Raw genomic sequence first — 20858 nt, 5'->3', positions numbered from 1 at the left:
GCGGAGCTCGACCGCCCACAGCGTTGATCGTGGAGTACATCGACCAGTACAGGCATGAGTTCGGCGTCGAGCCGATCTGTCGAACGCTGACCGCAGCGGGCACGCAGATCGCGCCGAGCACGTACTACGCGTTCAAGACCCGCCCACCCTCGAAGCGAGCACTACGCGACGAGGAACTGCTGGTCGAGATCCACCGCGTCCATGCGGCGAACTTCGGCGTCTACGGGGCGAAGAAGGTCCACGCCCAGCTGCGCCGCGAGGGCGTCGTCGTCGCGCGTTGCACGGTCGAGCGGCTCATGCGCGTCGCGGGGTTGCGAGGGGTCAGCCGGGCCAAGGGCCCGCGCACCACGATCTCCGGTCGTGGCCCGGATGATCGTCCTGACCTGGTCGAACGTGACTTCACCGCGACCGCTCCGAACCAGTTGTGGGTCGCGGACATCACCTACTGCCGCACCTTCGCCGGCTGGGTCTATGCCGCGTTCATCATCGACGTGTTCTCCCGCCGCGTGGTCGGCTGGCAGCTGTCGAGATCGCTGCGGACCGACCTCGCGCTGGACGCGCTCGAGATGGGCATCTGGACCCGCGATCACGCAGGCCAGGCCGTCACCGGGCTCACGCACCACAGTGACAAGGGCGTTCAATACGTCGCCATCCGCTACACCGAGCGTCTTGCCGAGGCCGGCGCGGCCGCCTCGGTCGGCTCCACCGGCGACTCGTATGACAATGCCCTGGCAGAGGCCTTCAACTCGCTGTTCAAGGCCGAACTGGTCCGCAACCGCGGGCCCTGGAAGAACATCGACGACCTCGAGATCGCGACCGCAGAATACATCGACTGGTTCAACCACCGGCGGCTGCACGGCGAGATCGGCATGATCCCGCCCGTCGAGCTCGAGGACACCTACCATCACAATCACCCCGCATCGGCACCCGCCGAGGCGGCACTTGCGAGCCTCTAGTAAACTCGGGGCGATTCATTCACCGATGACCGCGTGCCTGCGGAGGCGGTGGCGTTGGCGGCTGCGGATGAGTTGCATCAGGCCGCCGACGGTCTGGATGAGGTTGCTGATCGGGTGATGCGCGCGCACGAAGCCTCTGGTCGGATCGCCTGGCACACCCACACCAGCCTTGAGCCCGAGCGTTCGCGGCGGTGGGTGAATGTGGTGTTCCTCCAGGGCAGTGAGGCCGATGAGGTGCTGGAGCTGATTGATGTGGAGGGGGTGCAGGCGGGGATTGCGCATCTGGCGCAGTGGGACTTCGGTGACGAAACCACTGGCGCGGCGTTCGTGAACGGTGAGGTGTACGACGAGCTCCCGGCCGGACAGTGGGATCGCACCTTCGAGGCCGACGGGTATGTGCTGACCTACAACCCGCAGATGGGGTATGTCGGGCTGGTCCGCGAACACCCCGACACCACGCCCACACCCGACGAGGAGGAGGTCGTCACTGCACGGGACGCTTTCAGTGGGGTCACCTCTGAGTCTCCGCGTCGTGCAGCTGAGGGCACGGATTGGTTCACGCCCCCGACGGGCGGCGCAGCAGCATCGTCTTCGGTAGGGCGGTCGCTGTGAGTGGCGAGAAGGAACGGCTCCACGCTGCGGTGTTGGTGGCCCCGGCCGCGGAACGGCGGAAGGCCCGTAAGGCTCGTCGTCAGGCTGCCGCCCGGTTGCAGGCTGAGCAGGCCAGAGTCGAGCGGGAAGCGGCGAAGGCGAAAGCGCTGGCGGAACGGGAGGAGCGGAAGGCGACGACGTTTCTGCCGGCGGCCGGTGAGGCTGGGCCAGCGGCGTTGCGGTCGCCGGGCAGGTTGCGGGTGCCGCGGCATCAGGACACCTCGGCCACGCTGGCCGGGGCGTATCCGTTCATGGCCGAAGGCGGTCTGGGGTCGGATGGGGTGTTCGTCGGCCAGGACCTGTATTCGGGTGGCAGTTTCGTCTACGACCCGTGGGTCCTCTACGCCCGCGGGATCATCACCGCCCCAAACCTGGTGCTCGCGGGGATCGTCGGATCGGGCAAGTCGTCGTTGGCGAAGTCGCTGTATACGCGATCGTTGCCGTTCGGGCGCCGCGTCTACGTCCCCGGCGACCCCAAGGGCGAACACACCGCGGTAGCTGAGGCGGTGGGTGGGAAGGCGATCGTGCTCGGCCACGGCCTCCACACCCGGTTGAACCCGCTCGATGAGGGCCACCGTCCCGGCGGGCTCACCGACCAAGAGTGGGCCGCTACCGTCGCATCCCGGCGCCGGGACCTGATCGGCGCGCTGGCCGAAACAGTGCTGGTGCGGGGGCTCACGCCGTTGGAACACACCGCCATCGACCTCGCCCTGACCACGACGGTGGCGGAGAACGATGTGCCGATCCTGCCGATGGTCGTCGACCACATCCTCACCCCCAGCCACGACCCCGACGGACGCCTGGCCGAAGACGGGCGCCTGGTCGGCCACGCGCTGCGACGCCTGGTCGCCGGTGACCTCGCCGGCCTGTTCGACGGCCCATCCACCGTGGCGTTCGACCCGGATCTGCCGATGATCAGCCTGGACCTGTCCCGGGTGACCGAGAACTCCACCCTCATCAGCGTGTTGATGACCTGCAGCTCGGCGTGGATGGAATCCGCGCTATTGGACCCGAACGGTGGGCAGCGGTGGGTGATCTATGACGAGGCCTGGCGGCTGATGTCCCATCCGGCGTTGTTGAAGCGGATGGATGCGCATTGGCGTCTGGCCCGGCATTACGGGATCGCGAACATGCTGATCTTCCACAAACTCTCCGACCTCGACAACGTCGGCGACGAAGGCTCCGCCATGCGCTCCCTCGCCAACTCGCTGCTGGCGAATGCGGAGACGCGGATCGTCTACCGCCAGGAATCCGACCAGCTCGGCCCCACCGCCACCGCCCTCGGCCTGACCGGCACCGAACAGACCCTGCTGCCAAACCTTGGCGTGGGTCAGGGGCTGTGGCGGATCAAGAACCGCTCGTTCGTGATCCAGCACCAGCTCCACCCCGGCGAGCTGGAGCTGTTCGACACCAGCAGCCGCCTCACCGCAGGAGTCAAGTAATGCCCAAGCTTCCCACCCTGAGACACCGCCGCAACAACGCGAGCGAGACGGTGCCGGTGGTGTTGCGGCACGTGGTCATCACCGTCGACAACACCGGCACCCTGACGGTGACCGTCGACCAGCAACCGCATCTTCCGCCGGCCGGTGAGGTGTGGGTTCGGGGTGACTTCGCAGCGATCCTCGATGACCTGACCGAGCAGCGCCGTGTTCCCGTGCGGGTTGATGTGTATGAGTCCGACGGCAGTCACTTCACCGACATCATCCACGCCCACCGACCACGCCGCACCCCCGAACCCGAGCCAGACACCCCAGCCCCTGCCGACGAGGAAGCCGCCACGAACACTCCAGCACCCCCGAAAAATGATTCGGGCCGGCTGGTGGGGTCCTGCCCGGTGAGACGGTGTTCCTCGGCCAGATCGTTGAGGAAGTGGCGGCGGATGAGAACGGCACCATCACCCCACCCGACACTGCCTTGGGTCCGGTGGTGGTGGTCGGACGGGCCTCCGGAACCGTCATCGTGCAGGAGACGCGATGAGTACCTCGCAGCGGCAGAGTGGGTCGATGGGTGAGGAACTGACCAACGCCGCCCTCATCGGCCTCATCGCCTTGTTCCTCCTCACCCTCGTGCTCCGCGCGGCCGGGTCGGTCGCCGCGTTCCTCACCGGAGCACCCCAGCCCACAGCGAGCTGGGCCGCCGGTGCCGGGGTGTTGTTCAACCCCGGTAACCCCGCAGTCGCGTTGGGGGCGCCTGGTCTCAGCCCCGTCGCCTATTGGGTCACCACCATCGTCGCTCTGGGCGGGCTGGTCGCACTCGCGGGCTGGGGATGGGTCGCCTGGCGGCGCCGCTCCCATGCTCAGGTGGTGGATCCGCATCGGTTGGCGGGCACGGCGACACGGCACGAGGTCGCCCAGGTCGCCTCGGAGAAGGCGCTGCTGAAACGCGCGTCGACGTTGCGGCCGTCGCTGAATGATCCGACGCCGGGTGAGGTGGGGTATCGGCTCGGGACGTCGAAGGGGCAGGGGGTGTGGGCGAGTGTGGAGGACTCGATCCTGCTCATCGGCCCGCCCCGCTCCGGCAAGGGCCTGCACATCGTCATCCCCGCCATCCTCGACGCCCCCGGCCCCGTCGTCACCACCTCCACCCGGCCGGACAATCTGACCGCCACTCTCCGCGCCCGGCAGCGTCGTGGCCCGGTGGCGGTGTTCGATCCCCAGCACCTGGCCGAAGGGCTCCCGGCGGGGATGCGCTGGTCACCCGTGCGGGGCTGTGAGGACCCGCTGACGGCGATGATCCGCGCGACCGGGCTGGCGTCTGCCACCGGGTTGTCGGCTGGTGGTGTGGAGTCGGGTGGGTTCTGGGAAGGCAAGACCCGCACCGCCCTCCAATCCCTCCTCCACGCCGCCGCGTTGGACTCTCGAAAGCCGGCGGACTTGTTCCGGTGGACCCTCGACCCGGCCGCCGCGGCCGAAGCGGTCGCGATCCTCACCAACCACCCCCAAGCGGCCGCCGGGTGGGCCGACTCGCTGGGGGCGATGATCGACGCCGACCCCAAAACCCGCGACTCCATCTGGCAAGGCGTCGCCCTCGCCCTCGGCGCCCTCGCCGACCCCCGCGTCCTCGACGCGGTCACACCCCGCGAGGGCGAGACCCCCTTCGACCCCGAGACCTTACTGCGCGAGTCCGGGACCCTCTACCTGCTCGCCACAGGTGCTGGCGCCGGGGCGTCCGCCGCTCTGGTGGCGGCGTTCATCGAAGACCTCATCGAAACCGCCCGGCGTCTCGCCGCCCGCTCACCCGGCGCACGGCTCGACCCACCCCTGCTGCTCGCGCTTGATGAGATTGGGAACCTCGCGCCCCTGCCGTCGCTGCCGACGTTGATGGCCGAAGGTGGCGGGACCGGGATCACCACGCTGCCCGTCCTCCAATCGCTCGCCCAGGCACGCGACAAATGGTCCGACCACCAAGCCGGAGCGATCTGGGACGCAGCCATCGCCAAACTCATCCTCGGTGGCGCCTCCAACAGTCGCGACCTCCAAGACCTCACCACCCTCATCGGCGAACGCGACGAATACACCGACTCCGTCACCCTCGGTGACCACGGAACCAGGTCTAATCAGCGGACCGTGCGGCGGGTGCCGATCCTGCCACCCGATCGCATCCGCACCCTCCCCTTCGGCACCGGCGTCACCCTGCTGCGCTCCGCGCCGCCGATCATCACCGACCTGACCGCCTGGCCCACCCGCCCCGACGCCGCCACCCTCAAACGGGATCGTCGTGAACTGGAACAGCTTCTCCAGGTCGGACCTGCAGCGCAGGACGAGTAGCCCGGGACGGTCGGTGCACCTGACCGGTACCAGCAGCCCACACCACCAGCGGGCTGCAGTCCACGAGTTGAGAGGTACCGCGTCATGGCCATCCGCACCCAGGAATCCCTGTCCGGGTTCATCGCATCTGATCCGCAGCTGACCTACACCGAACGCGGCGATGCCCGCTTCTACGCCCGCTTCGGCCAGGAGAACTTCCAACGCGAAGAAGACGGCACCTTCACCAAGCTGGAGCCCTCCTTCGGCAACCTCGTCCTCTACCGCGCCACCGCCGAACGCGCCTTCGAACGCTTCACCAAGGGCGACCAGTTCGTCGCCGAAGGCTACGCCCACGACTACACCTACGAACGCGACGGCCAGACCATCGCCGGCGAAGAATTCGTCGCCAAGAAGATCGGCCACGACACCGCCCGCACCCGCTACGACGTCGACCGCACACCCCGCCACGCCATGAACCGCGACGCCGCGGGGCAGGCCTTCGAACCACCCCAGCACCACCAGGCCACGCCCACCGCCGACAGCCTCAGCATGTGACCCAGGCGGACCGATCATGAGCACTCACAGCCCCGATCCCGACGACCAGTACGACGACCCCGGCATCCTCGACGACCAGCCCGACATGTTCGACGCGAACGCGCTGCCCGAACCCCCGCGCCCGATCAACTGGAACCTGCTATCCGCGCAGGATCTGGAAGCCGAACTGCTGGAGCTGAACCGGTGGGTCGACTGGCTCCGCCACACCTACGGCCTACCCGCCTCAGTGGTGCCGCCGTACTGGCATCGCCATCCCGAACTGGTCTGGGAGCTGTCCGCGCTGCACCTGCACTGGCTGTGCGCCTACGACCCCGAACAGAACGGTTCCGCGCCCCTGGGCTGGCACCGCGACTTCGCCGACGCCCGCCACCGCCTGCGGGATTGGGTCACCGCCTCCGGCACCCGCCTCGATCGAGACCGGCCCACCCGGCAGACCACCTGGCCCGGCGAAGAACCCCAACCCACCCATGGGGAGTCGGTGATCACCGACCGGGATTCCGACTTCGTTCAGTTCGTCATCGACCAAGTCAACGAACGAGAGGCTGCTGAGGACGCCTTCTACGCGAGTCTGGATGACCGGATCGACCCGGCGACCGGTGAGGTTCGTGACGACGTGTCGGGCCGTGAGGGTGGTTGAAGATGGTGCGCCGGTATCGCCGCACCACGGCCCGCGTCGAGGCGGATCGGCCCCTGCGCGTCCGGTATGAGCCGCGTGAGGAGATCGATGCCGCGAAGGTTGCGGAGGTGTTGATCCGGATCGCGCTGCGCACCGCTGGCGACCAGCCCGTCGGGCAGTCCGGTGCCCATCTTCGTCGCCTGCTCGTAGCCGGTCGCTAGACTGGGCTCACATCAAGTTTCGGCGCTGTTGGCACCTGCCTTGCTAAGCCCCGTTCGCGGGGTGTTCTTTTCGACTCTGACGTGACCGCCTCCGGCGCCCCACCCGCCCCCAGTTATGTGGGGGCTTGTGAAAGGCGGTCACCATGACACTCGATCAGCTCTCCGGCCTCGACTTCTCAGGCCTTCGACGCCTCGCCCGCACCACACCACGCCCAGACGCCACAGCAACCGAGGGAGAGGGGCAGGTGGCGGCGATCAGCTACCTGCGGGTCTCGACCAAGGATCAGGCCACCCGCAACGGGCTGGAAGAGGGCCTGTCGATCCCGGCCCAGCGCGAAGCCGCGCAGCGCAAGGCCGAACAGCTCGGCGCAGTGATCATCAAGGAGTTCATCGAGCCAGGCGAGTCCGCCAAGACCGCACAGCGACGCGCGCTCCAAGAGATGCTCGACTACGCCACCACGCACCCGGTGCGGTACTGCATCATCAACAAGGTCGACCGCCTCGCCCGCAACCGGCTCGATGACGCCATGATCCACGCCGCGCTGCGGGATGCGAACATCAGCCTGGTGTCGGTCACCGAGAACATCGACGAGACCCCCTCAGGGATGCTGATGCACGGCATCCTGGCCTCCATGGCCGAGTTCTACTCGCTGAACCTGGCCCAAGAAGTCCTCAAAGGCATGACCCAGAAGGCCACTATCGGCGGCACCCCCACCAAAGCGCCTCTGGGCTACCTCAACGTCCGCACCACCGACGCCCGAGGACGCGAGTCCCGCGAGATCGAGATCGACCCCGAACGCGCCGACCTCGTCCGTTTCGCGTTCACCGCCTACGCCACCGGGGACTGGTCCCTGTCCCGCCTGGCCAAAGAACTCACAGCCCGCGGCCTAACCACCCGACCCACCCCCTCCCAGCCGGCCAAACCAGTCACCACCACCGGGCTGCACAAGATCCTGACCAATCCCTACTACCAGGGCACCGTCACCTTCCGCGGCGTCGCCTACGACGGCACCCACCAGCCCCTCGTCGACGCGGAGACGTGGCTGCGGGTCCAAACCAACCTCGACGCCAACAACGCCCGGGGCGAACGACCACAGAAGTACGACCACTACCTCAAAGGCACCCTGTACTGCTCCTGCGGAGCCAAGCTCATGATCGAACGCCCCCGCGACAAGACCGGGGACCGCTACGAGTACTTCACCTGCTCCGGACGACGCCGCAAGACCACCAACTGCACCCGCTCCGCGATCCTCGCCGAACGCGCCGAAGCCGAGATCGAACGCACCTACCAGCGCAACTCCCTCAGCCCAGCCCAAGCTGAGCACGTCCGGAAAGTCCTCAACGACGTCTTCGACCAGCTCGAAGGATCCAGCGAGGACGAACGCAAGCTCCTGACCGCCCAACGCGACAAACTCGAAGCCGAACGCCTCAAACTCGTCCAAGCTCACTACGCCGACGCGATCCCCCTCGACCTCCTCAAAAGCGAACAAGACCGCATCCGCGCCAGCCTCGACCAGATCACCACCCGGCTCGACAACCTCACCGACACCTACGCCGACGCCCGAACAGGCTTGGACCAGCTCACCGACCTCCTCGTCGACCTCGACGACCTCTACAACAAGTGCGAACCAACCGAACGACGCATCCTCAACCGCGCCCTGTTCACCCGCATCACCATCGACGACGAAGAGAACGCCACCTACACACCCGAGCAGACCACCGCCAGCATCCTCGCCCACACCAACATCGACGCCCCGGCGGACGTCACTGCAGAAACAAAACTGCCCCGCCATCAGGCGGGGCAAGTTTCGATTTTCTCATCTTACGTGGAGCATAGGGGATTCGAACCCCTGACCTCTTCCATGCCATGGAAGCGCGCTACCAACTGCGCCAATGCCCCGACACGGACCCTGCGGCCCGCGATCTGGCTGATCATCGTCAGAGTGGAGCATAGGGGATTCGAACCCCTGACCTCTTCCATGCCATGGAAGCGCGCTACCAACTGCGCCAATGCCCCGAAAACCGCCATTTCAGGCCGTCTTCGTGCCCCCGGACTGCTCCGGCGACCCGTCGAACTATAGAGGATCACCCCTCACGGTGCCAACTTCAGGCCGGCACTTCGGCCTTGCAGTTGTAGGCCCTCAGCCGCCACTTCAGCTCCAACCCGCGGGCCGCCGCCTCCTGGTCGGAGAACCTGTCCATCAGGCTCCACGAGCAGTTCGACAGCCCTCCGAAGGTCCGCGAGGTGGCGTAGTCCCCGCCCAGCAGCCGGCAGATCCCGGTCCGCAGTGCGAACCCGTGGCTCACCACCACCACCCGCTGGCCCTGGTGGGCCGCAGCGATCGCCTCCAGGGCGTCGGCGATCCGGTCCATCACTTCGGTGCCGGTCTCTCCCCCGGGCCGCCTGAAATCGGCGCTGGAGGCCATCGAGGCGGCGAACTGCGGGTCATCCCGGCGCAGTTCCGCCACCGACTTGCCGCCCCAGCGGCCGACGTCGATCTCCATCAGACGCTCATCGGTGGCCGGCTCCAGGCCGCACACCGCGCCGATCGCCGAGGCGGTGCGATGGGCCCGCACCAGTGGCGAGCAGATGATCGCATCGGGCCTCATCGCCGCCACCACCGGGGCCACCGCCTCGGCCTGCCGGACCCCCAGCCCCGCCAGCGGGATGTCGATGCGCCCCTGCAACCGGTTGGCGGTGTTGTACTCGGTGCGGCCATGGCGCACCAGGATCAGACGGGTGAACGCGGGGCCGCTCACTCGGCGTCCTGCCCCTCGGGCGCGGCGGGAAGCTGGAGATCGATCAGCGGGCAGTCCTTCCACAACCTCTCCAGGGAGTAGGTCTGGCGCACCTCCAGCTGCTGCACGTGGACGATGATGTCGGTGTAGTCCAGCAGCACCCACTGGTTCTGCTGCTCCCCCTCCCGGCGCACCGCCTTGCCGCCCAGCCCGCGCACCGCCTCGTCGACGGCGTCGACCACCGCGCCGACCTGGCGCTCATTGCCGGCCGAGATGACCAGGAAGATGTCGGTCAGTGCCATCTTCTCCGAGACGTCCAGCGCCTCGATGTTGCTGCCCTTCTTTCCGGCCGCCGCAACCGCGGCGGCCCTCGCCAGTTCGATGGCCTGTTGGGTGGCGCTCAATGGTCCTCCGGATAGTCGGGCTCCTCGTAGAGCCCTCGCTTGTTGATGTACTGCACGATGCCGTCGGGCACCAGGTACCAGATCGGCATCCCGGTGTAGACCCGCTGGCGGCAGTCGGTCGAGGAGATTGCCATCGCGGGCACCTCCAGCAGGGTCACCCTCTCGGCCGGCAGGTGCGAGACGTCCTTGGTGCCGAAGGGCACACCGGGCCGTGAGACCCCCACGAAGTGTGCCAGGTCGAACAACTCCTCGGCCCCCCGCCAGGTGAGGATGTGCGACAGCGCGTCGGCGCCGGTGATGAAGAACAGGTCGACATCGCTGCCCCGCTCCTTCCGCAGGTCCTTGAGGGTGTCGACGGTGTAGGTGTCCCCCGGCCGGTCGATGTCGACCCGCGACACCGAGAAGGACGGGTTGGAGGCGGTTGCGATGACCGTCATGAGGTACCGGTCCTCGGCCTGGGAGACGTTGCGCCCCTTCTTCTGCCAGGGCACCCCGGTCGGCACGAAGACGACCTCGTCCAGGCCGAACCTCGAGGCCACCTCGGAGGCGGCCACCAGGTGGCCGTGGTGGATCGGGTCGAAGGTGCCGCCCATCACACCGAGCCGGTACCGGCGTCCGTCATGTACCCGGGCCAGTCCGAGCTCCACGCTGTTGCTCATCGAGTTCTCAGCTGTGCGGGCGGGCCTTGCCGATCCCGCGCACGAACAGCAGGGCACCCAGCAGGACGACCAGGGCGACGACGGCGACCACCCAGTTGGGCAGACCCGCCAGAAGGGGGACGAGATTCATGGCCACAGCCTATCCGAGCCTGGTCTGGCCGTCTCCGGTCAGCCGATAGCTGGTCGAGGTCATCTCGATCAGTCCCATCGGCCCGCGGGCGTGGGTCTTCTGGGTGGAGATGCCGATCTCGGCGCCGAAACCGAACTCCCCGCCGTCGACGAACCGGCTGGAACAGTTGACCAGCACCGCCGCGGCATCGACCGAGTCCTGGAACAGCTGGGCCGAGGCCAGGCTGGAGGTGACGATCGTCTCGGAGTGCCCCGAGGAGTACCTGGCGATGTGGGCGATCGCCTCATCGAGGTCTGCGACCACCCTCATCGCCAGGTCCAGTGACAGGTACTCGGCCTCGAACTCGTGCTCCCCGGCCGCCACCACGCGCGAGTCCAGCTCGACGCACCTCGGGTCGCCGTGCACGGTGACGCCGGCCGCCGCGAGCGCGCCGACCAGCCGCGGCACCGCGGTGGCGGCGACCTCGGCGAGCACCAGCACGGTCTCCAGGGCGTTGCAGACGCTGGGCCGCTGGGTCTTGGCATTGAGGATGATCCTCTCGGCCATCCCCAGATCCGCCGAGGAGTCCACCACCAGGTGGCAGTTGCCGGTGCCCGTCTCGATCACCGGCACCGTGGAGCCGGTCACCACCGCATTGATGAGCCCGGCCCCGCCGCGCGGGATGAGCAGATCCACCAGACCGCGGGCGTGCATCATCTCATCGGTGATGTCGTAGCCGCCCTCCACGAGGTTGACGGCGTCGACCGGGAGGCCGGCGTCGGCCAGCCCTGCGCGCAACGCGGCGATCACCGCCCGGTTGGACTCCAGGGCCGAGGAGGAGCCGCGCAGCAGCGAGGCATTGCCCGACTTGAGGCAGATCCCGGCGGCATCGGCGGTGACATTGGGACGGGCCTCGTAGATGATGCCGATCACCCCGATCGGCACCCGCAGCTGCTCGATACGGACTCCCTGCGGCGTCGTCCAGCCCCGGACGACCTCACCGACCGGATCCGGCAGTCCGGCCAGCGACTCCAGCCCCGCGGCCATCGCCTCGACCCGATCGGCGGTCAGCGCCAGCCGGTCCTGGAGGCTCTCGCTCATCCCGGCGGCCCGGCCCCGCTCCAGATCGGCCCGATTGGCGGACAGCACGCTCGCGGTGGCATCCCTGAGCCGGGCGGCCATCGACTCCAGAGCCCGGTCCTTGGCGGCACGGTCGAGACGCCGCAGCGGCCCGGTCGCCTCCTTGGCGGCACGCGCCTGATCTGCAAACATCATGCGGTCATGGTACGTGTTCTGGCGTACCTGAACTGCCGGTAGACGGCGTTGACCGCCCACAGCGCACCGGTCAGCGCCGCGGCGATGATGACCGACACCTCCCCGGCCAGACTCCCCCAGATCAGCCACAGCGACTGCACGACGACGTTCTGCAGCAGGAAGACCGGGGAGACGCCGGAGACGTCGGCGCTGCGGTGCATGTCACGCAGCTGGGTGAGGGCGGCCACCGACTGCGGGATGACGATCACCACCCCGAAGATCACCGGGGTGGTGAACAGGTCGACGGCGATGCAGACCGCCGCCAGCCCGCACACCGTGGCCCACACCGGGCCGGCGGGCAGCCGTCTTGCCCGCTGGATCAGCACCATCACCGGCACCGAGACGCATGCCAGCACGGTGTTGGGGAGCAGCATGTTGACCATCCCGCCGCGGGCGCCGTGGATCGCCCAGCTGGCGCACACCGCGACGGTGATCTGCCAGCTGAGCAGGCTCAGCCCGGCGGTCTCGCGGGTCCTGAGGATCCGGACCAGCTGCGGGACGGCCAGCATCGAACCCACCAGCCCGGCCAGCCAGCCCATCGCGATCACCCACATGGTCAGTCCTTCGCGCTGGGGTGGCCGGCGGTCTTTCGCCGCCGGACCAGGACCAGGGCGTCGCGGTGGATCACCTCGCGGCTGGCCCCCTCCCCCATCTCGCGGGCCAGCCAGGCACTGGAACGGCCGCGCATCTCGCGGACCTCCTGGTGGGAGTAGGAGACGATGCCGCGACCCTCGGGTCGGCCATCGGGGCCGATCACCCGCACCGGGTCGCCGGCCTGGAAGTCGCCGTGCACCTCGGTGACACCGACCGCCAGCAGGGACGCCTTGCGATCACGCAGCGCGTGCACCGCACCGGCGTCGATGCAGATATCTCCCTGGGGTGCGGCGGCATCGGCCAGCCACAGCAGTTTGCGGGGCCGACGCCGGTGGCTGGGAGCGAAGTAGGTGCCGACATCCTGGCCGGTGATCGCCGCCAGGGCGTCGCCGGAGTCGGCCAGCACCACCGGGATCCCCGATCCGGTGGCGATCCGGGCGGCCTCCAGCTTGGTGGCCATCCCCCCGGTGCCGACCCGTGAACCGGGCCGGGAGACGTCGACCTCCAGGGAGTCCATGTCGTCGACCCGGTCAATGCGGGTGGCGCTGGGATCGGAGGGGTGGGCGGTGTAGAGCGCATCGACATCCGACAGCAGCACCAGGGCCTGGGCGCGGATCAGCTCGGCGACCAGGGCCGCCAGGCGGTCGTTGTCGCCGATGTGGATCTCGCCGGTGGCCACCGTGTCGTTCTCGTTGATGACCGGCACCACCCCCAGCGCCAGCAACTTGCCCAGGGTTGACCAGGCATTGCGGTAGCTCTTGGGGCGCACCAGATCCTCCACGGTGAGCAGCACCTGTCCGGTGGTCACCTGGTGGCGGGCGAGATCCTCCTCGTAACGGTGCAGCAGGATCCCCTGGCCCACCGAGGCGGCGGCCTGGCGGCCGGCGAGATCGCGGGGGCGCCGGGTCATCCCCAGTGCTGGGAAGCCGGCGGCGATGGCACCAGAGCTCACCAGCACCACCTGGCGGCCGCGCTCCTTGGCGGCGGCCAGCACCTCGACCAGGGCGTCGACCTTGGAGACGTCGATCCCCCCGCCGGGCTGGGTCAGCGAGGAGGAGCCGACCTTGACGACCACCCGGACGGCAGCGGCGACGTCATCTCTCATCGTCATCGCGAGCCGACTCCTCCGCCAGCCGTGCCCGCCAGGACCTGCCCTCCGGGTCGCGCCCGACCACTCCGTAGGAGTCGCGGGCCTCGTGGTACTCCTTGTCCTCGGCCCGCCGGCGGACCGCCGAGGGGCGCTCGTGGTCGAGTCGCTGGTCCTCGCCGCGGCGCGACAGCAACTCGGCACCCGACTGCACCTGGGGCGCGAAGTCGAAGATGACGGCGTCATCCCCGCCGACCGCCACCGCGTCGCCGGCCACCGCTCCCAGCTCCAGCAGCTCGTCCTCGACGCCGAGCCGGTTGAGCCGGTCGGACAGGTAGCCGACCGCCTCCTGGTTATTGAAGTTGGTCTGGGCGACCCAGCGGGTCGGCTTCTCCCCCTTGACCCGCCACAGGAAGCCGCCCTCGCCGTCTCCCTGCCGGGCGATGGTGAACTCCTTGCCCTTGGCTCCTCGACGCTCCACCGGGGTCGGGCGAAGCACGACCCGGGCCGGCTCCGGGGCCGGGGTGTTCTGGCGGTGCTCCTCGACGACCTGGGCCATCGCGAACTTCAGCCCGGTCAGCCCCGCCCCGGACTTCGTGGAGATCTCGAAGACCCGCAACCCGCGCGCCTCGATCTCGGGCCTCACCATCTCGGCCAGCTCGGCGGCGTCCGGTACGTCGACCTTGTTGAGGACGACCATCCGGGGCCGGTCCTCCAACCCGCCGTGGGCCCTCAGCTCGGCCTCGATGACGTCGAGGTCGGTGATCGGGTCGCGGCCGGGCTCGTAGGTGGCGCAGTCGATGACGTGGACCAGCGCCCGGCAGCGCTCGATGTGGCGCAGGAAGTCGAATCCCAGACCCTTGCCCTGGGAGGCACCCGGGATGAGCCCGGGGACGTCGGCGACGGTGTAGGTGGTCTCCCCGGCCACCACCACGCCGAGATTGGGGACCAGAGTCGTGAAGGGGTAGTCGGCGATCCTCGGGCGGGCCCGCGAGATCGCGGCGATGAGACTGGACTTGCCGGCCGAGGGGAAGCCGACCAGTCCGATGTCGGCCACCACCTTCAGCTCCAGGGAGATCTTGCGCTCCTCCCCCTCCTCGCCGAGCAGGGCGAATCCGGGGGCCTTGCGGGCCGAGGAGGCCAGCGCGGTGTTGCCCAACCCGCCGCGGCCGCCGGCGGCCGCGACGATCTCGGCGCCGGCACCGGTGAGATCGGCCAGCAACTCACCGGTCTGGGCATCGGTCACCACGGTGCCGTCGGGGACCATCAGCACGATGTCCTCGCCATTGGCGCCGTTGAGGTCGTCCCCCTTGCCGGCCTGGCCGGGGGTGGCCTTGCGCACCGACTGGCGGTGGTAGTCGACCAGGGTGGTGAGCTGCGGGTCGACCCGCAGGATCACCGAACCGCCGCGTCCGCCGTTGCCGCCGTCGGGGCCGCCCAGTGGTTTGAACTTCTCCCGGCGCACCGATGCGCAGCCGTCGCCTCCCTTGCCGGCTACGGCGAGCAGGGTCGCGCGGTCGACAAATGACGGGATGGCCATCCGGGGCTCCTTTTCGGGGGGTGCTGTCAACAGTACGGCGAAGGACCCCGTCCCGGGCGGGGACGGGGTCCTTCGATCGTGCGGGGAGGCTCAGGCTCAGGCCTGGGCGGGCTCCTCGGCGGGAACGACGTCGATCACCCGGCGGCCACGACGGCTGCCGTAGGTGACATTGCCGGCGACCAGCGCGAACAAGGTGTCATCCTTGCCGCGTCCGACGCCCTTGCCGGGATGGAAGTGAGTGCCGCGCTGGCGGACGATGATCTCGCCGGCGTTGACCAGCTGCCCGCCGAACCGCTTGACGCCCAGACGCTGAGCGTTGGAGTCGCGGCCGTTGCGGGACGAGGATGCGCCCTTCTTGTGTGCCATGTCTGCCTACCTTCAGCCCTTGATCCCGGTGACCTTGACCTGGGTGTACTTCTGACGGTGCCCCTGGCGCTTCTTGTAACCGGTCTTGTTCTTGAATTTGAGGATCCTGATCTTCGGACCCTTCGCCTCGCCCAGCACCTCGGCGGTCACCGAGACCTTGTCCAAGGCATCCTTCTGGGAGGTGACAGACTCGCCGTCCACCAGCAGAAGGGGAGTCAGCTCGATGCTGCTGCCCACCTCGTCGGTGACCTTGTCGATCTCGACGACGTCACCCACTGCCACCTTGTGCTGGCGGCCGCCACTACGCACGATCGCGTACACGCCTGACCTACTCTCGTTCGATGTCTTCTCATTGGAGCGGAACCGCGGGGGTTCCGACCGAAGCCTGACCGACTCTGGGGCCTGTGTGCACCGTCAGGTCGGACCGGCTGACCACTCTACCGTGGCGCCTGCGTCGGGTCAAAACCCGCCTCAGTCGGACTTCTTCGACCCGTGCCCCGAGTGCCTGCCCGACCGTGACCGGTTGGACCGACCCCTGGAGTGGTCGGAGCCCGAGCGTTCCCCGCCATCGGCGGGCGCCTGGGAGTCGACCGGCTCGGTGAACCGGTGGTAGCCGCGGCCACCGCACTCCTGGCACTCCTCGGTGAAGGCCTCGGCCAGCCCGGTGCCGATCTTCTTACGGGTCATCTGCACCAGACCCAGGGAGGTCACCTCGGAGACCTGGTGACGGGTCCTGTCGCGGCCCAGGCACTCCACCAGACGCCGCACCAGCAGCTCCCGGTTGGCCGGCAGCACCATGTCGATGAAGTCGGTGACGATGATCCCGCCGATATCGCGCAGCCTCAGCTGGCGGACGATCTCCTCGGCCGCCTCCAGGTTGTTGGCGGTGACGGTGGCCTCCAGGTTGCCGGCCGAGCCGGTGAACTTGCCGGTGTTGACGTCGATGACCGTCATGGCCTCGGTGCGGTCGATCACCAGCGACCCGCCCGAGGGCAGGAAGACCTTGCGCTCCAGGGCCTTGGCGATCTGCTCGTCGATCCGGTACTGGGCGAAGGGGTCACCCTGGGACTCGGTGTCCCAGTGGGTCAGCCTGCCGCCCAGGTCGGGGGCGACGTGGTCGATGTAGCCCTTGATAGTCTCGTAGGCGTCCTCGGGGCCGCCGGCCCCGGCCACCACCAGCTCGGAGAAGTCGGCGGTGAACAGGTCGCGGATGATCCGGAGGGTGAGGTCCGGCTCGGTGTACAGCATCGCCGGGGCGTGGGAGGACTTGGCCTTGCGCTCGATGACCTCCCACTGGCTCTTCAGCCGGGAGATGTCGCGCTCCAGGTCCTCCTCGGAGGCCCCCTCGGCGGCGGTCCGCACGATGACGGAGGCATCCGAGGGGATGTTCTCGTCGATGATCTTCTTCAGCCGCTTGCGCTCGGCGTCGGCGAGCTTGCGGGAGATCCCCGACAGCTGGCCGCCCGGCGCGTAGACGATGTAGCGGCCCGGGATCGAGATGTGGCAGGTGAGCCGGGCACCCTTCTGGCCGACCGGGTCCTTGGAGACCTGGACCAGCACGGTGTCGCCGGACTTCAGGGCGTGCTCGATGCGCTTGGGCTCGCCCTCCTTGCCGTAGCGGGCCCAGTCGACCTCGCCGGCGTACAGCACGGCGTTGCGGCCACGGCCGATGTCGACGAAGGCCGCCTCCATCGAGGGCAGCACGTTCTGCACCTTGCCCAGGTAGATGTTGCCGATCGAGGAGGCCGCCGAGGAGCGGTCCACGTAGTGCTCGACCAGGGCGCCGTCCTCCAGCACCGCCAGCTGCGAGTAGTCCTCGGACTGGCGCACCACCATCCGGCGCTCGACCTGCTCGCGGCGGGCCAGGAACTCGGCCTCGGTGAGGATCGGGGAACGACGCCGACCGGCCGCCCGGCCCTCGCGGCGGCGCTGCTTCTTGGCCTCCAGGCGGGTCGAACCCTCGATCCCGGTGACCTCATCGGCGGCCGACTTGTGCGGGCGGGGCTCACGGACCTTGACGACGACATCGCTCGGGTCGTCCTCGGCACCGGAGGTGTCCTCGCCGCGACGACGGCGACGACGGCGACGCCGACGGGTGGAGCTGGACTCCTCATCGGAGGACTTGTCGGCGGGCTTGCCGGAGTCCTCGGACCTGTCGGAGTCCTGGTGGTCCTCGGCCTCCTCCTCGTGGTCCTCGGAGGACTCGCCGCGGCGACGGCGGCGGCCACCGCGACGGCGGCGCCGGCGGGTGCCGCGCGACTCCTCGGAGTCCTCCTCCGCATCGGACTCGGGGGTGGTGTCGGCGGCCGGGGCCTCGGGGGCCTCCTCGGCCTGGCTCCTCTCGGGAGCCTTCGCGGGGGCCGAGTCCTCGGTCTGCTCGCGGTTCTCGGTCTCCTCGGCTGCCTCCGCCTTGTCAGCGGAGCGGGAGCGGCGGCGGCGGGTCCGCTTGGGGGCGGCCTCCTCGCCACCGATCTCGGCGGCCAGCGAGTCCAGGATGTCAGCGGTGGAGAAGGGATTGGCCACGGCGGCGTCCAGCGCGGCGGCGCCCTTCCTGCCGGCCTTCTCGGCCTTGCTGAGGGCGGCCTCCACGGGATCCTCGCCGTGTTCGGAGGATGCCACCTCCTCGCGCACCGGCTCGGCGACCGGCTGGGAGGCCGGCCGGGTGGAGCGACGGCGGCGCGGGGTACGGGTCTTTGCGGCGGGGGCCGCCTCGGGCTGCGGCTCGGCAGCGGGGGTCTCGACGACGGGGGTCTCAATCGCGGGGGCCTCGGCCGGCGTGTCGACCGGGGCGGCCGAGCGGGTGGCACGGCGGCGGCGTCCGGACGGTGGACGGGGCAGATCCGAGGCGTCGGTCTCGGAACTGATCACCGAACCGCCGGATCCGGCGGCGCTGATGGTGATCGCGGGGGTCGTGGTGCTGGCAGCGGTGGCGCTGGGAGCACCGGCGGGCCGGGAGGCGGCGCGACGGCGTCGCCTCGGGGTGGTGGTCGATGCCACCCCCTCGGACCCGTCCTCGGATCCCGGTCCCGCAGTGGAGTTGTCAGTATTGTCCTGGAGCATGTGTCTCCTCCGCCTTGCGGCGAAATCAGATGCACACGGCCACCAGGAGGCTGCTCACGGTGGAGCGGAAGTAAACCGTCGACAAAGCGGCGCGGTGCAAAAGCTGGCGGTGAGCTCTGCCGCCGTGATCCCCCGCGGTCGCCATGGCGTCGCGGTGTGGGTCTCAGCGTTCAGAGATTGGGGCGGTACCCCGTTCACCTAATGGCGATTATGCCACACCGACAGATCCACCGGGCAGACGCCGGCCGGCCCGCGAGTGTCGGTGAGTGCCCCCAGCACCGCCGCGGGCACCGTGACCGCGCAGCTGTAGACGGCCAGCTGGGTGACCGACCCGGGCAGCTGCCAGAGGTCATAGGGCACCCCGACCGAGACCGCCAGCAGCCCTGCCGGGCCGTGCCCGGGGCTGGCGGCCAGGCCGTTCAGCTCCCTGGCCTGGTCGGGATCGGCCGCCAGGTCGTGGGTGAACCAGATCACCAGATCGGCCTGGTCTGGATCGGCCACCGGGACTGCTCCGGCGGCTGCCAGAAGATCGCTGAGGGCTGATACCAGGTCGAGATTCTCGGCCTGGTTCCAGCCACCGACATGGACCTTGAGACCCTCGGGGGCGATCGGCAGGGCCAGTGCGCCCTGGTGGACCAGGGTGACGGCGCGGCGGGTGAGGTCTGCGGCGAGGGCCGAGCTGTCCGGCCTGCCGACGGTCTCCAGCACGACGTCCGGGTCGGCCGGGGTCGGCTGCAGCATCCCCCGGCGGGCCTTCAGCTCCAGCACCCGCAGCACCTTGGCGTCCAGTTCGCTGGGCGACAGACGGCCGGACTCCACGGCAGCCACGATGGCATCGCGGGCCAACCGGGGATCCGGTGGCATCAGGATCATGTCGGCGCCGGCGGCCAGCGCCAGCACCGGCACCTCGGCATCGGGATGGGACTGGCGGACCCCGGCCATCTCCAGGGAGTCGGTGATGATGACCCCCGGGAACCCGAGCCGCTCGCGCAGCAGCCCGGTGAGGATCCTGTGGCTCAGGGTGGCGGGCTCGCCGGAGGGCTCCAGGGCGGGGAATCGGATATGGGCGCTCATCACCATGTCCACCCCGGCGTCGATGGCGGCCCGGAAGGGCGGCAGGTCGGTCTGCTCCCACTGCTGGCCGGTGTGGGCGATGGAGGGCAGGCCGGTGTGGGAGTCGGTGGCAGTGTCGCCGTGTCCGGGGAAGTGCTTGACGCAGGCGGTGATCCCGGCGTCGCGCTGGTAGCCGTCGACCTGCGATGCGACGAACCGGGCGACCCTGGCCGGATCGGAGCCGAAGGAGCGCACCCCGATCACCGGATTGGCGGGATTGACGTTGACATCGGCATCGGGGGCGAAGTCCAGGTTGATGCCGACCGCCGCCAGCTCTGCCCCGGTGATCGCCGAGGCACGCCGGGCGGCGTCCAGATCCCCGGTGGCCCCCAACGCCATCGCGCCGGGGAACTGGGTGGCCGGCGGTCCGAACCGGCTGGAGGGGCCCTGCTCCTGATCGGTGGTGACCATCAGGCCGATACCGGCACCCGAGCTGAGGGCGGCCTGCTGGAGCCCATTGGAGAGCCGGGCGAGTTGCTGCGGCCCCTGGTCGAAGGAGTCGGTCCAGCGGAAGTAGACCACCCCGCCCAGGTTCAGGTCCTCGATGGCCTGGCCGGCGGTGGGCACCCCGAAGTGCTCGAGGTTCTTGGGATGGGGGGTGTGCGGATCAGTGCCGTAGACCTCGCAGACCAGCAGCTGGCCGGCCTTCTGGGCCAGCGTCATGGATGCCAGCAGCTGGTCCGGTGAGGTCACTGGGGATCGTCGGTCTGGGGTGCCAGGTGGGGGAACCACAGCCCGATCTCGCGCTCCGCCGATTCCGGGGAGTCGGAGGCGTGCACCAGATTGCGGCGGTAGTGGACGCCCAGATCCCCGCGGATGGTGCCCGGTGCCGACTCAGCGCAGTCGGTGCTGCCGTTCATGGCACGGACCACCGGGATGGCCTTGCGGCCCTCCAGCACCATCGCCACCAGCGGCCCGGAGGTGATGAACTCCACCAGCGGCTCGAAGTAGGGCCGGCCGATGTGCTCGGCATAGTGCTGGGAGGCCAGCTGCTCGTCTATGGTGCGCAGCTCCATCGCCCGCACGATCAGTCCGCGAGCCTCATATCTGGCCACGATCTCGCCAATGAGATGACGCTTCACCGCGTCGGGCTTGAGGAGGACGAGGACTCTCTGCTTGTCGCTCATG

At 69.1% G+C, this 20858-nt stretch carries 20 protein-coding genes, 2 tRNA genes, 1 pseudogene and 1 other annotated feature; of the genes and pseudogenes, 8 read left to right on the top strand and 15 right to left on the bottom strand.

Annotated features, from left to right (window positions below):
• Positions 1-116 (top strand) — a sequence feature (AL1L pseudoknot). This feature is flagged as partial in the annotation.
• From G554_RS0111785 to G554_RS18725, 8 genes and pseudogenes are all read left to right on the top strand, one after another.
• Positions 1-956 (top strand): IS3 family transposase (locus tag G554_RS0111785; RefSeq protein ID WP_154654267.1); only part of this gene is annotated, 956 nt, incomplete at its 5' end. (Overlaps the previous feature by 116 nt.)
• Positions 957-989: 33 nt before the next feature.
• Positions 990-1568: a hypothetical protein gene (locus G554_RS16105; RefSeq protein ID WP_051232975.1), complete on the top strand. Its 579-nt coding sequence runs from the start codon at positions 990-992 to the stop codon at positions 1566-1568.
• Positions 1565-3049: an ATP-binding protein gene (locus G554_RS0111775; RefSeq protein WP_027588055.1), complete on the top strand. Its 1485-nt coding sequence runs from the start codon at positions 1565-1567 to the stop codon at positions 3047-3049. The genes G554_RS16105 and G554_RS0111775 overlap by 4 nt, the downstream gene beginning before the upstream one ends.
• A gap of 531 nt (positions 3050-3580) precedes the next feature.
• A complete protein-coding gene (locus G554_RS0111765; RefSeq protein ID WP_027588054.1) occupies positions 3581-5374 on the top strand; it encodes a type IV secretory system conjugative DNA transfer family protein in 1794 nt (597 codons plus the stop codon).
• 84 nt (positions 5375-5458) lie between these two features.
• Entirely contained in the window at positions 5459-5908 is a 450-nt protein-coding gene (locus G554_RS0111760; protein WP_027588053.1) for a single-stranded DNA-binding protein, read from the top strand.
• An 85-nt stretch (positions 5909-5993) separates the two neighbouring features.
• Positions 5994-6545 (top strand): DUF4913 domain-containing protein, encoded by a 552-nt coding sequence (locus G554_RS0111755; protein WP_245570044.1) that lies wholly within the window; start codon positions 5994-5996, stop codon positions 6543-6545.
• A gap of 2 nt (positions 6546-6547) precedes the next feature.
• Positions 6548-6745 carry a hypothetical protein gene (locus tag G554_RS0111750; protein WP_027588051.1) on the top strand — a complete coding sequence of 66 codons (198 nt, stop codon included), beginning with the start codon at positions 6548-6550 and terminating at the stop codon, positions 6743-6745.
• Between the two features lie 143 nt (positions 6746-6888).
• A pseudogene (locus tag G554_RS18725) lies at positions 6889-7971 on the top strand (recombinase family protein); the annotation flags it as partial.
• Positions 7972-8572: 601 nt separating this feature from the next.
• Here the strand turns inward: G554_RS18725 and G554_RS0111740 are convergent.
• The 15 genes from G554_RS0111740 to ndk all read right to left on the bottom strand — a co-directional run bounded on the left by G554_RS0111740 (position 8573) and on the right by ndk (position 20857).
• Positions 8573-8645 (bottom strand) — tRNA-Ala (locus tag G554_RS0111740).
• 44 nt (positions 8646-8689) lie between these two features.
• A tRNA-Ala gene (locus tag G554_RS0111735) sits at positions 8690-8762 on the bottom strand.
• Between the two features lie 89 nt (positions 8763-8851).
• Positions 8852-9505 carry a histidine phosphatase family protein gene (locus G554_RS0111730; protein WP_027588050.1) on the bottom strand — a complete coding sequence of 218 codons (654 nt, stop codon included), beginning with the start codon at positions 9503-9505 and terminating at the stop codon, positions 8852-8854.
• Complete coding sequence (gene rsfS, locus G554_RS0111725) at positions 9502-9888, bottom strand: ribosome silencing factor (protein WP_027588049.1); 387 nt, start codon at positions 9886-9888, stop codon at positions 9502-9504. Before rsfS ends, G554_RS0111730 begins: the two co-directional genes overlap by 4 nt.
• Positions 9885-10547, bottom strand: coding sequence for a nicotinate-nucleotide adenylyltransferase (gene nadD / locus G554_RS0111720; protein WP_036925422.1), 663 nt, complete (start codon positions 10545-10547; stop codon positions 9885-9887). Before nadD ends, rsfS begins: the two co-directional genes overlap by 4 nt.
• A 7-nt stretch (positions 10548-10554) precedes the next feature.
• Entirely contained in the window at positions 10555-10677 is a 123-nt protein-coding gene (locus G554_RS18540; RefSeq protein ID WP_257477286.1) for a hypothetical protein, read from the bottom strand.
• Between the two features lie 9 nt (positions 10678-10686).
• A complete protein-coding gene (locus G554_RS0111710) occupies positions 10687-11931 on the bottom strand; it encodes a glutamate-5-semialdehyde dehydrogenase (protein WP_027588047.1) in 1245 nt (414 codons plus the stop codon).
• Complete coding sequence (locus G554_RS0111705; protein WP_027588046.1) at positions 11928-12524, bottom strand: PQ-loop repeat-containing protein; 597 nt, start codon at positions 12522-12524, stop codon at positions 11928-11930. The genes G554_RS0111710 and G554_RS0111705 overlap by 4 nt, the downstream gene beginning before the upstream one ends.
• A 2-nt stretch (positions 12525-12526) precedes the next feature.
• Complete coding sequence (gene proB, locus G554_RS0111700) at positions 12527-13675, bottom strand: glutamate 5-kinase (RefSeq protein WP_027588045.1); 1149 nt, start codon at positions 13673-13675, stop codon at positions 12527-12529.
• Positions 13659-15191 (bottom strand): GTPase ObgE, encoded by a 1533-nt coding sequence (gene obgE / locus G554_RS0111695; protein WP_027588044.1) that lies wholly within the window; start codon positions 15189-15191, stop codon positions 13659-13661. Before obgE ends, proB begins: the two co-directional genes overlap by 17 nt.
• A 96-nt stretch (positions 15192-15287) precedes the next feature.
• Positions 15288-15557 (bottom strand): 50S ribosomal protein L27, encoded by a 270-nt coding sequence (gene rpmA, locus G554_RS0111690; protein ID WP_027588043.1) that lies wholly within the window; start codon positions 15555-15557, stop codon positions 15288-15290.
• 12 nt (positions 15558-15569) lie between these two features.
• Complete coding sequence (gene rplU / locus G554_RS0111685; protein ID WP_027588042.1) at positions 15570-15878, bottom strand: 50S ribosomal protein L21; 309 nt, start codon at positions 15876-15878, stop codon at positions 15570-15572.
• Positions 15879-16028: 150 nt separating this feature from the next.
• Positions 16029-18617 (bottom strand): Rne/Rng family ribonuclease, encoded by a 2589-nt coding sequence (locus G554_RS0111680; RefSeq protein WP_027588041.1) that lies wholly within the window; start codon positions 18615-18617, stop codon positions 16029-16031.
• A gap of 198 nt (positions 18618-18815) precedes the next feature.
• Positions 18816-20423, bottom strand: a complete 1608-nt coding sequence (locus G554_RS17390; RefSeq protein WP_051232971.1) for a glycoside hydrolase family 3 protein — start codon at positions 20421-20423, stop codon at positions 18816-18818.
• Positions 20420-20857, bottom strand: a complete 438-nt coding sequence (gene ndk / locus G554_RS0111670; protein ID WP_027588040.1) for a nucleoside-diphosphate kinase — start codon at positions 20855-20857, stop codon at positions 20420-20422. The genes G554_RS17390 and ndk overlap by 4 nt, the downstream gene beginning before the upstream one ends.
• Position 20858 lies beyond the last annotated feature (1 nt).

It is taken from the genome of Acidipropionibacterium thoenii DSM 20276, assembly GCF_000423445.1.
Taxonomy (GTDB): domain Bacteria; phylum Actinomycetota; class Actinomycetes; order Propionibacteriales; family Propionibacteriaceae; genus Acidipropionibacterium; species Acidipropionibacterium thoenii.
The sequence above is the reverse complement of the archived record's forward strand: the minus strand, read 5'-3'. Positions and strand labels throughout refer to the sequence as shown.

What these genes read in the sequence shown, in the direction of transcription:
- G554_RS0111710 (WP_027588047.1), bottom strand. Translation starts at nt 11,931, where the DNA reads ATGATGTTTGCAGATCAGGCGCGTGCCGCCAAGGAGGCGACCGGGCCG.
- proB (WP_027588045.1), bottom strand. Translation starts at nt 13,675, where the DNA reads ATGACGATGAGAGATGACGTCGCCGCTGCCGTCCGGGTGGTCGTCAAG.
- G554_RS0111765 (WP_027588054.1), top strand. Translation starts at nt 3,581, where the DNA reads ATGAGTACCTCGCAGCGGCAGAGTGGGTCGATGGGTGAGGAACTGACC.
- G554_RS0111750 (WP_027588051.1), top strand. Translation starts at nt 6,548, where the DNA reads ATGGTGCGCCGGTATCGCCGCACCACGGCCCGCGTCGAGGCGGATCGG.
- ndk (WP_027588040.1), bottom strand. Translation starts at nt 20,857, where the DNA reads ATGAGCGACAAGCAGAGAGTCCTCGTCCTCCTCAAGCCCGACGCGGTG.
- rpmA (WP_027588043.1), bottom strand. Translation starts at nt 15,557, where the DNA reads ATGGCACACAAGAAGGGCGCATCCTCGTCCCGCAACGGCCGCGACTCC.
- nadD (WP_036925422.1), bottom strand. Translation starts at nt 10,547, where the DNA reads ATGAGCAACAGCGTGGAGCTCGGACTGGCCCGGGTACATGACGGACGC.
- G554_RS0111755 (WP_245570044.1), top strand. Translation starts at nt 5,994, where the DNA reads ATGTTCGACGCGAACGCGCTGCCCGAACCCCCGCGCCCGATCAACTGG.
- G554_RS0111760 (WP_027588053.1), top strand. Translation starts at nt 5,459, where the DNA reads ATGGCCATCCGCACCCAGGAATCCCTGTCCGGGTTCATCGCATCTGAT.
- G554_RS18540 (WP_257477286.1), bottom strand. Translation starts at nt 10,677, where the DNA reads ATGAATCTCGTCCCCCTTCTGGCGGGTCTGCCCAACTGGGTGGTCGCC.
- G554_RS0111680 (WP_027588041.1), bottom strand. Translation starts at nt 18,617, where the DNA reads ATGCTCCAGGACAATACTGACAACTCCACTGCGGGACCGGGATCCGAG.
- G554_RS0111705 (WP_027588046.1), bottom strand. Translation starts at nt 12,524, where the DNA reads ATGTGGGTGATCGCGATGGGCTGGCTGGCCGGGCTGGTGGGTTCGATG.
- obgE (WP_027588044.1), bottom strand. Translation starts at nt 15,191, where the DNA reads ATGGCCATCCCGTCATTTGTCGACCGCGCGACCCTGCTCGCCGTAGCC.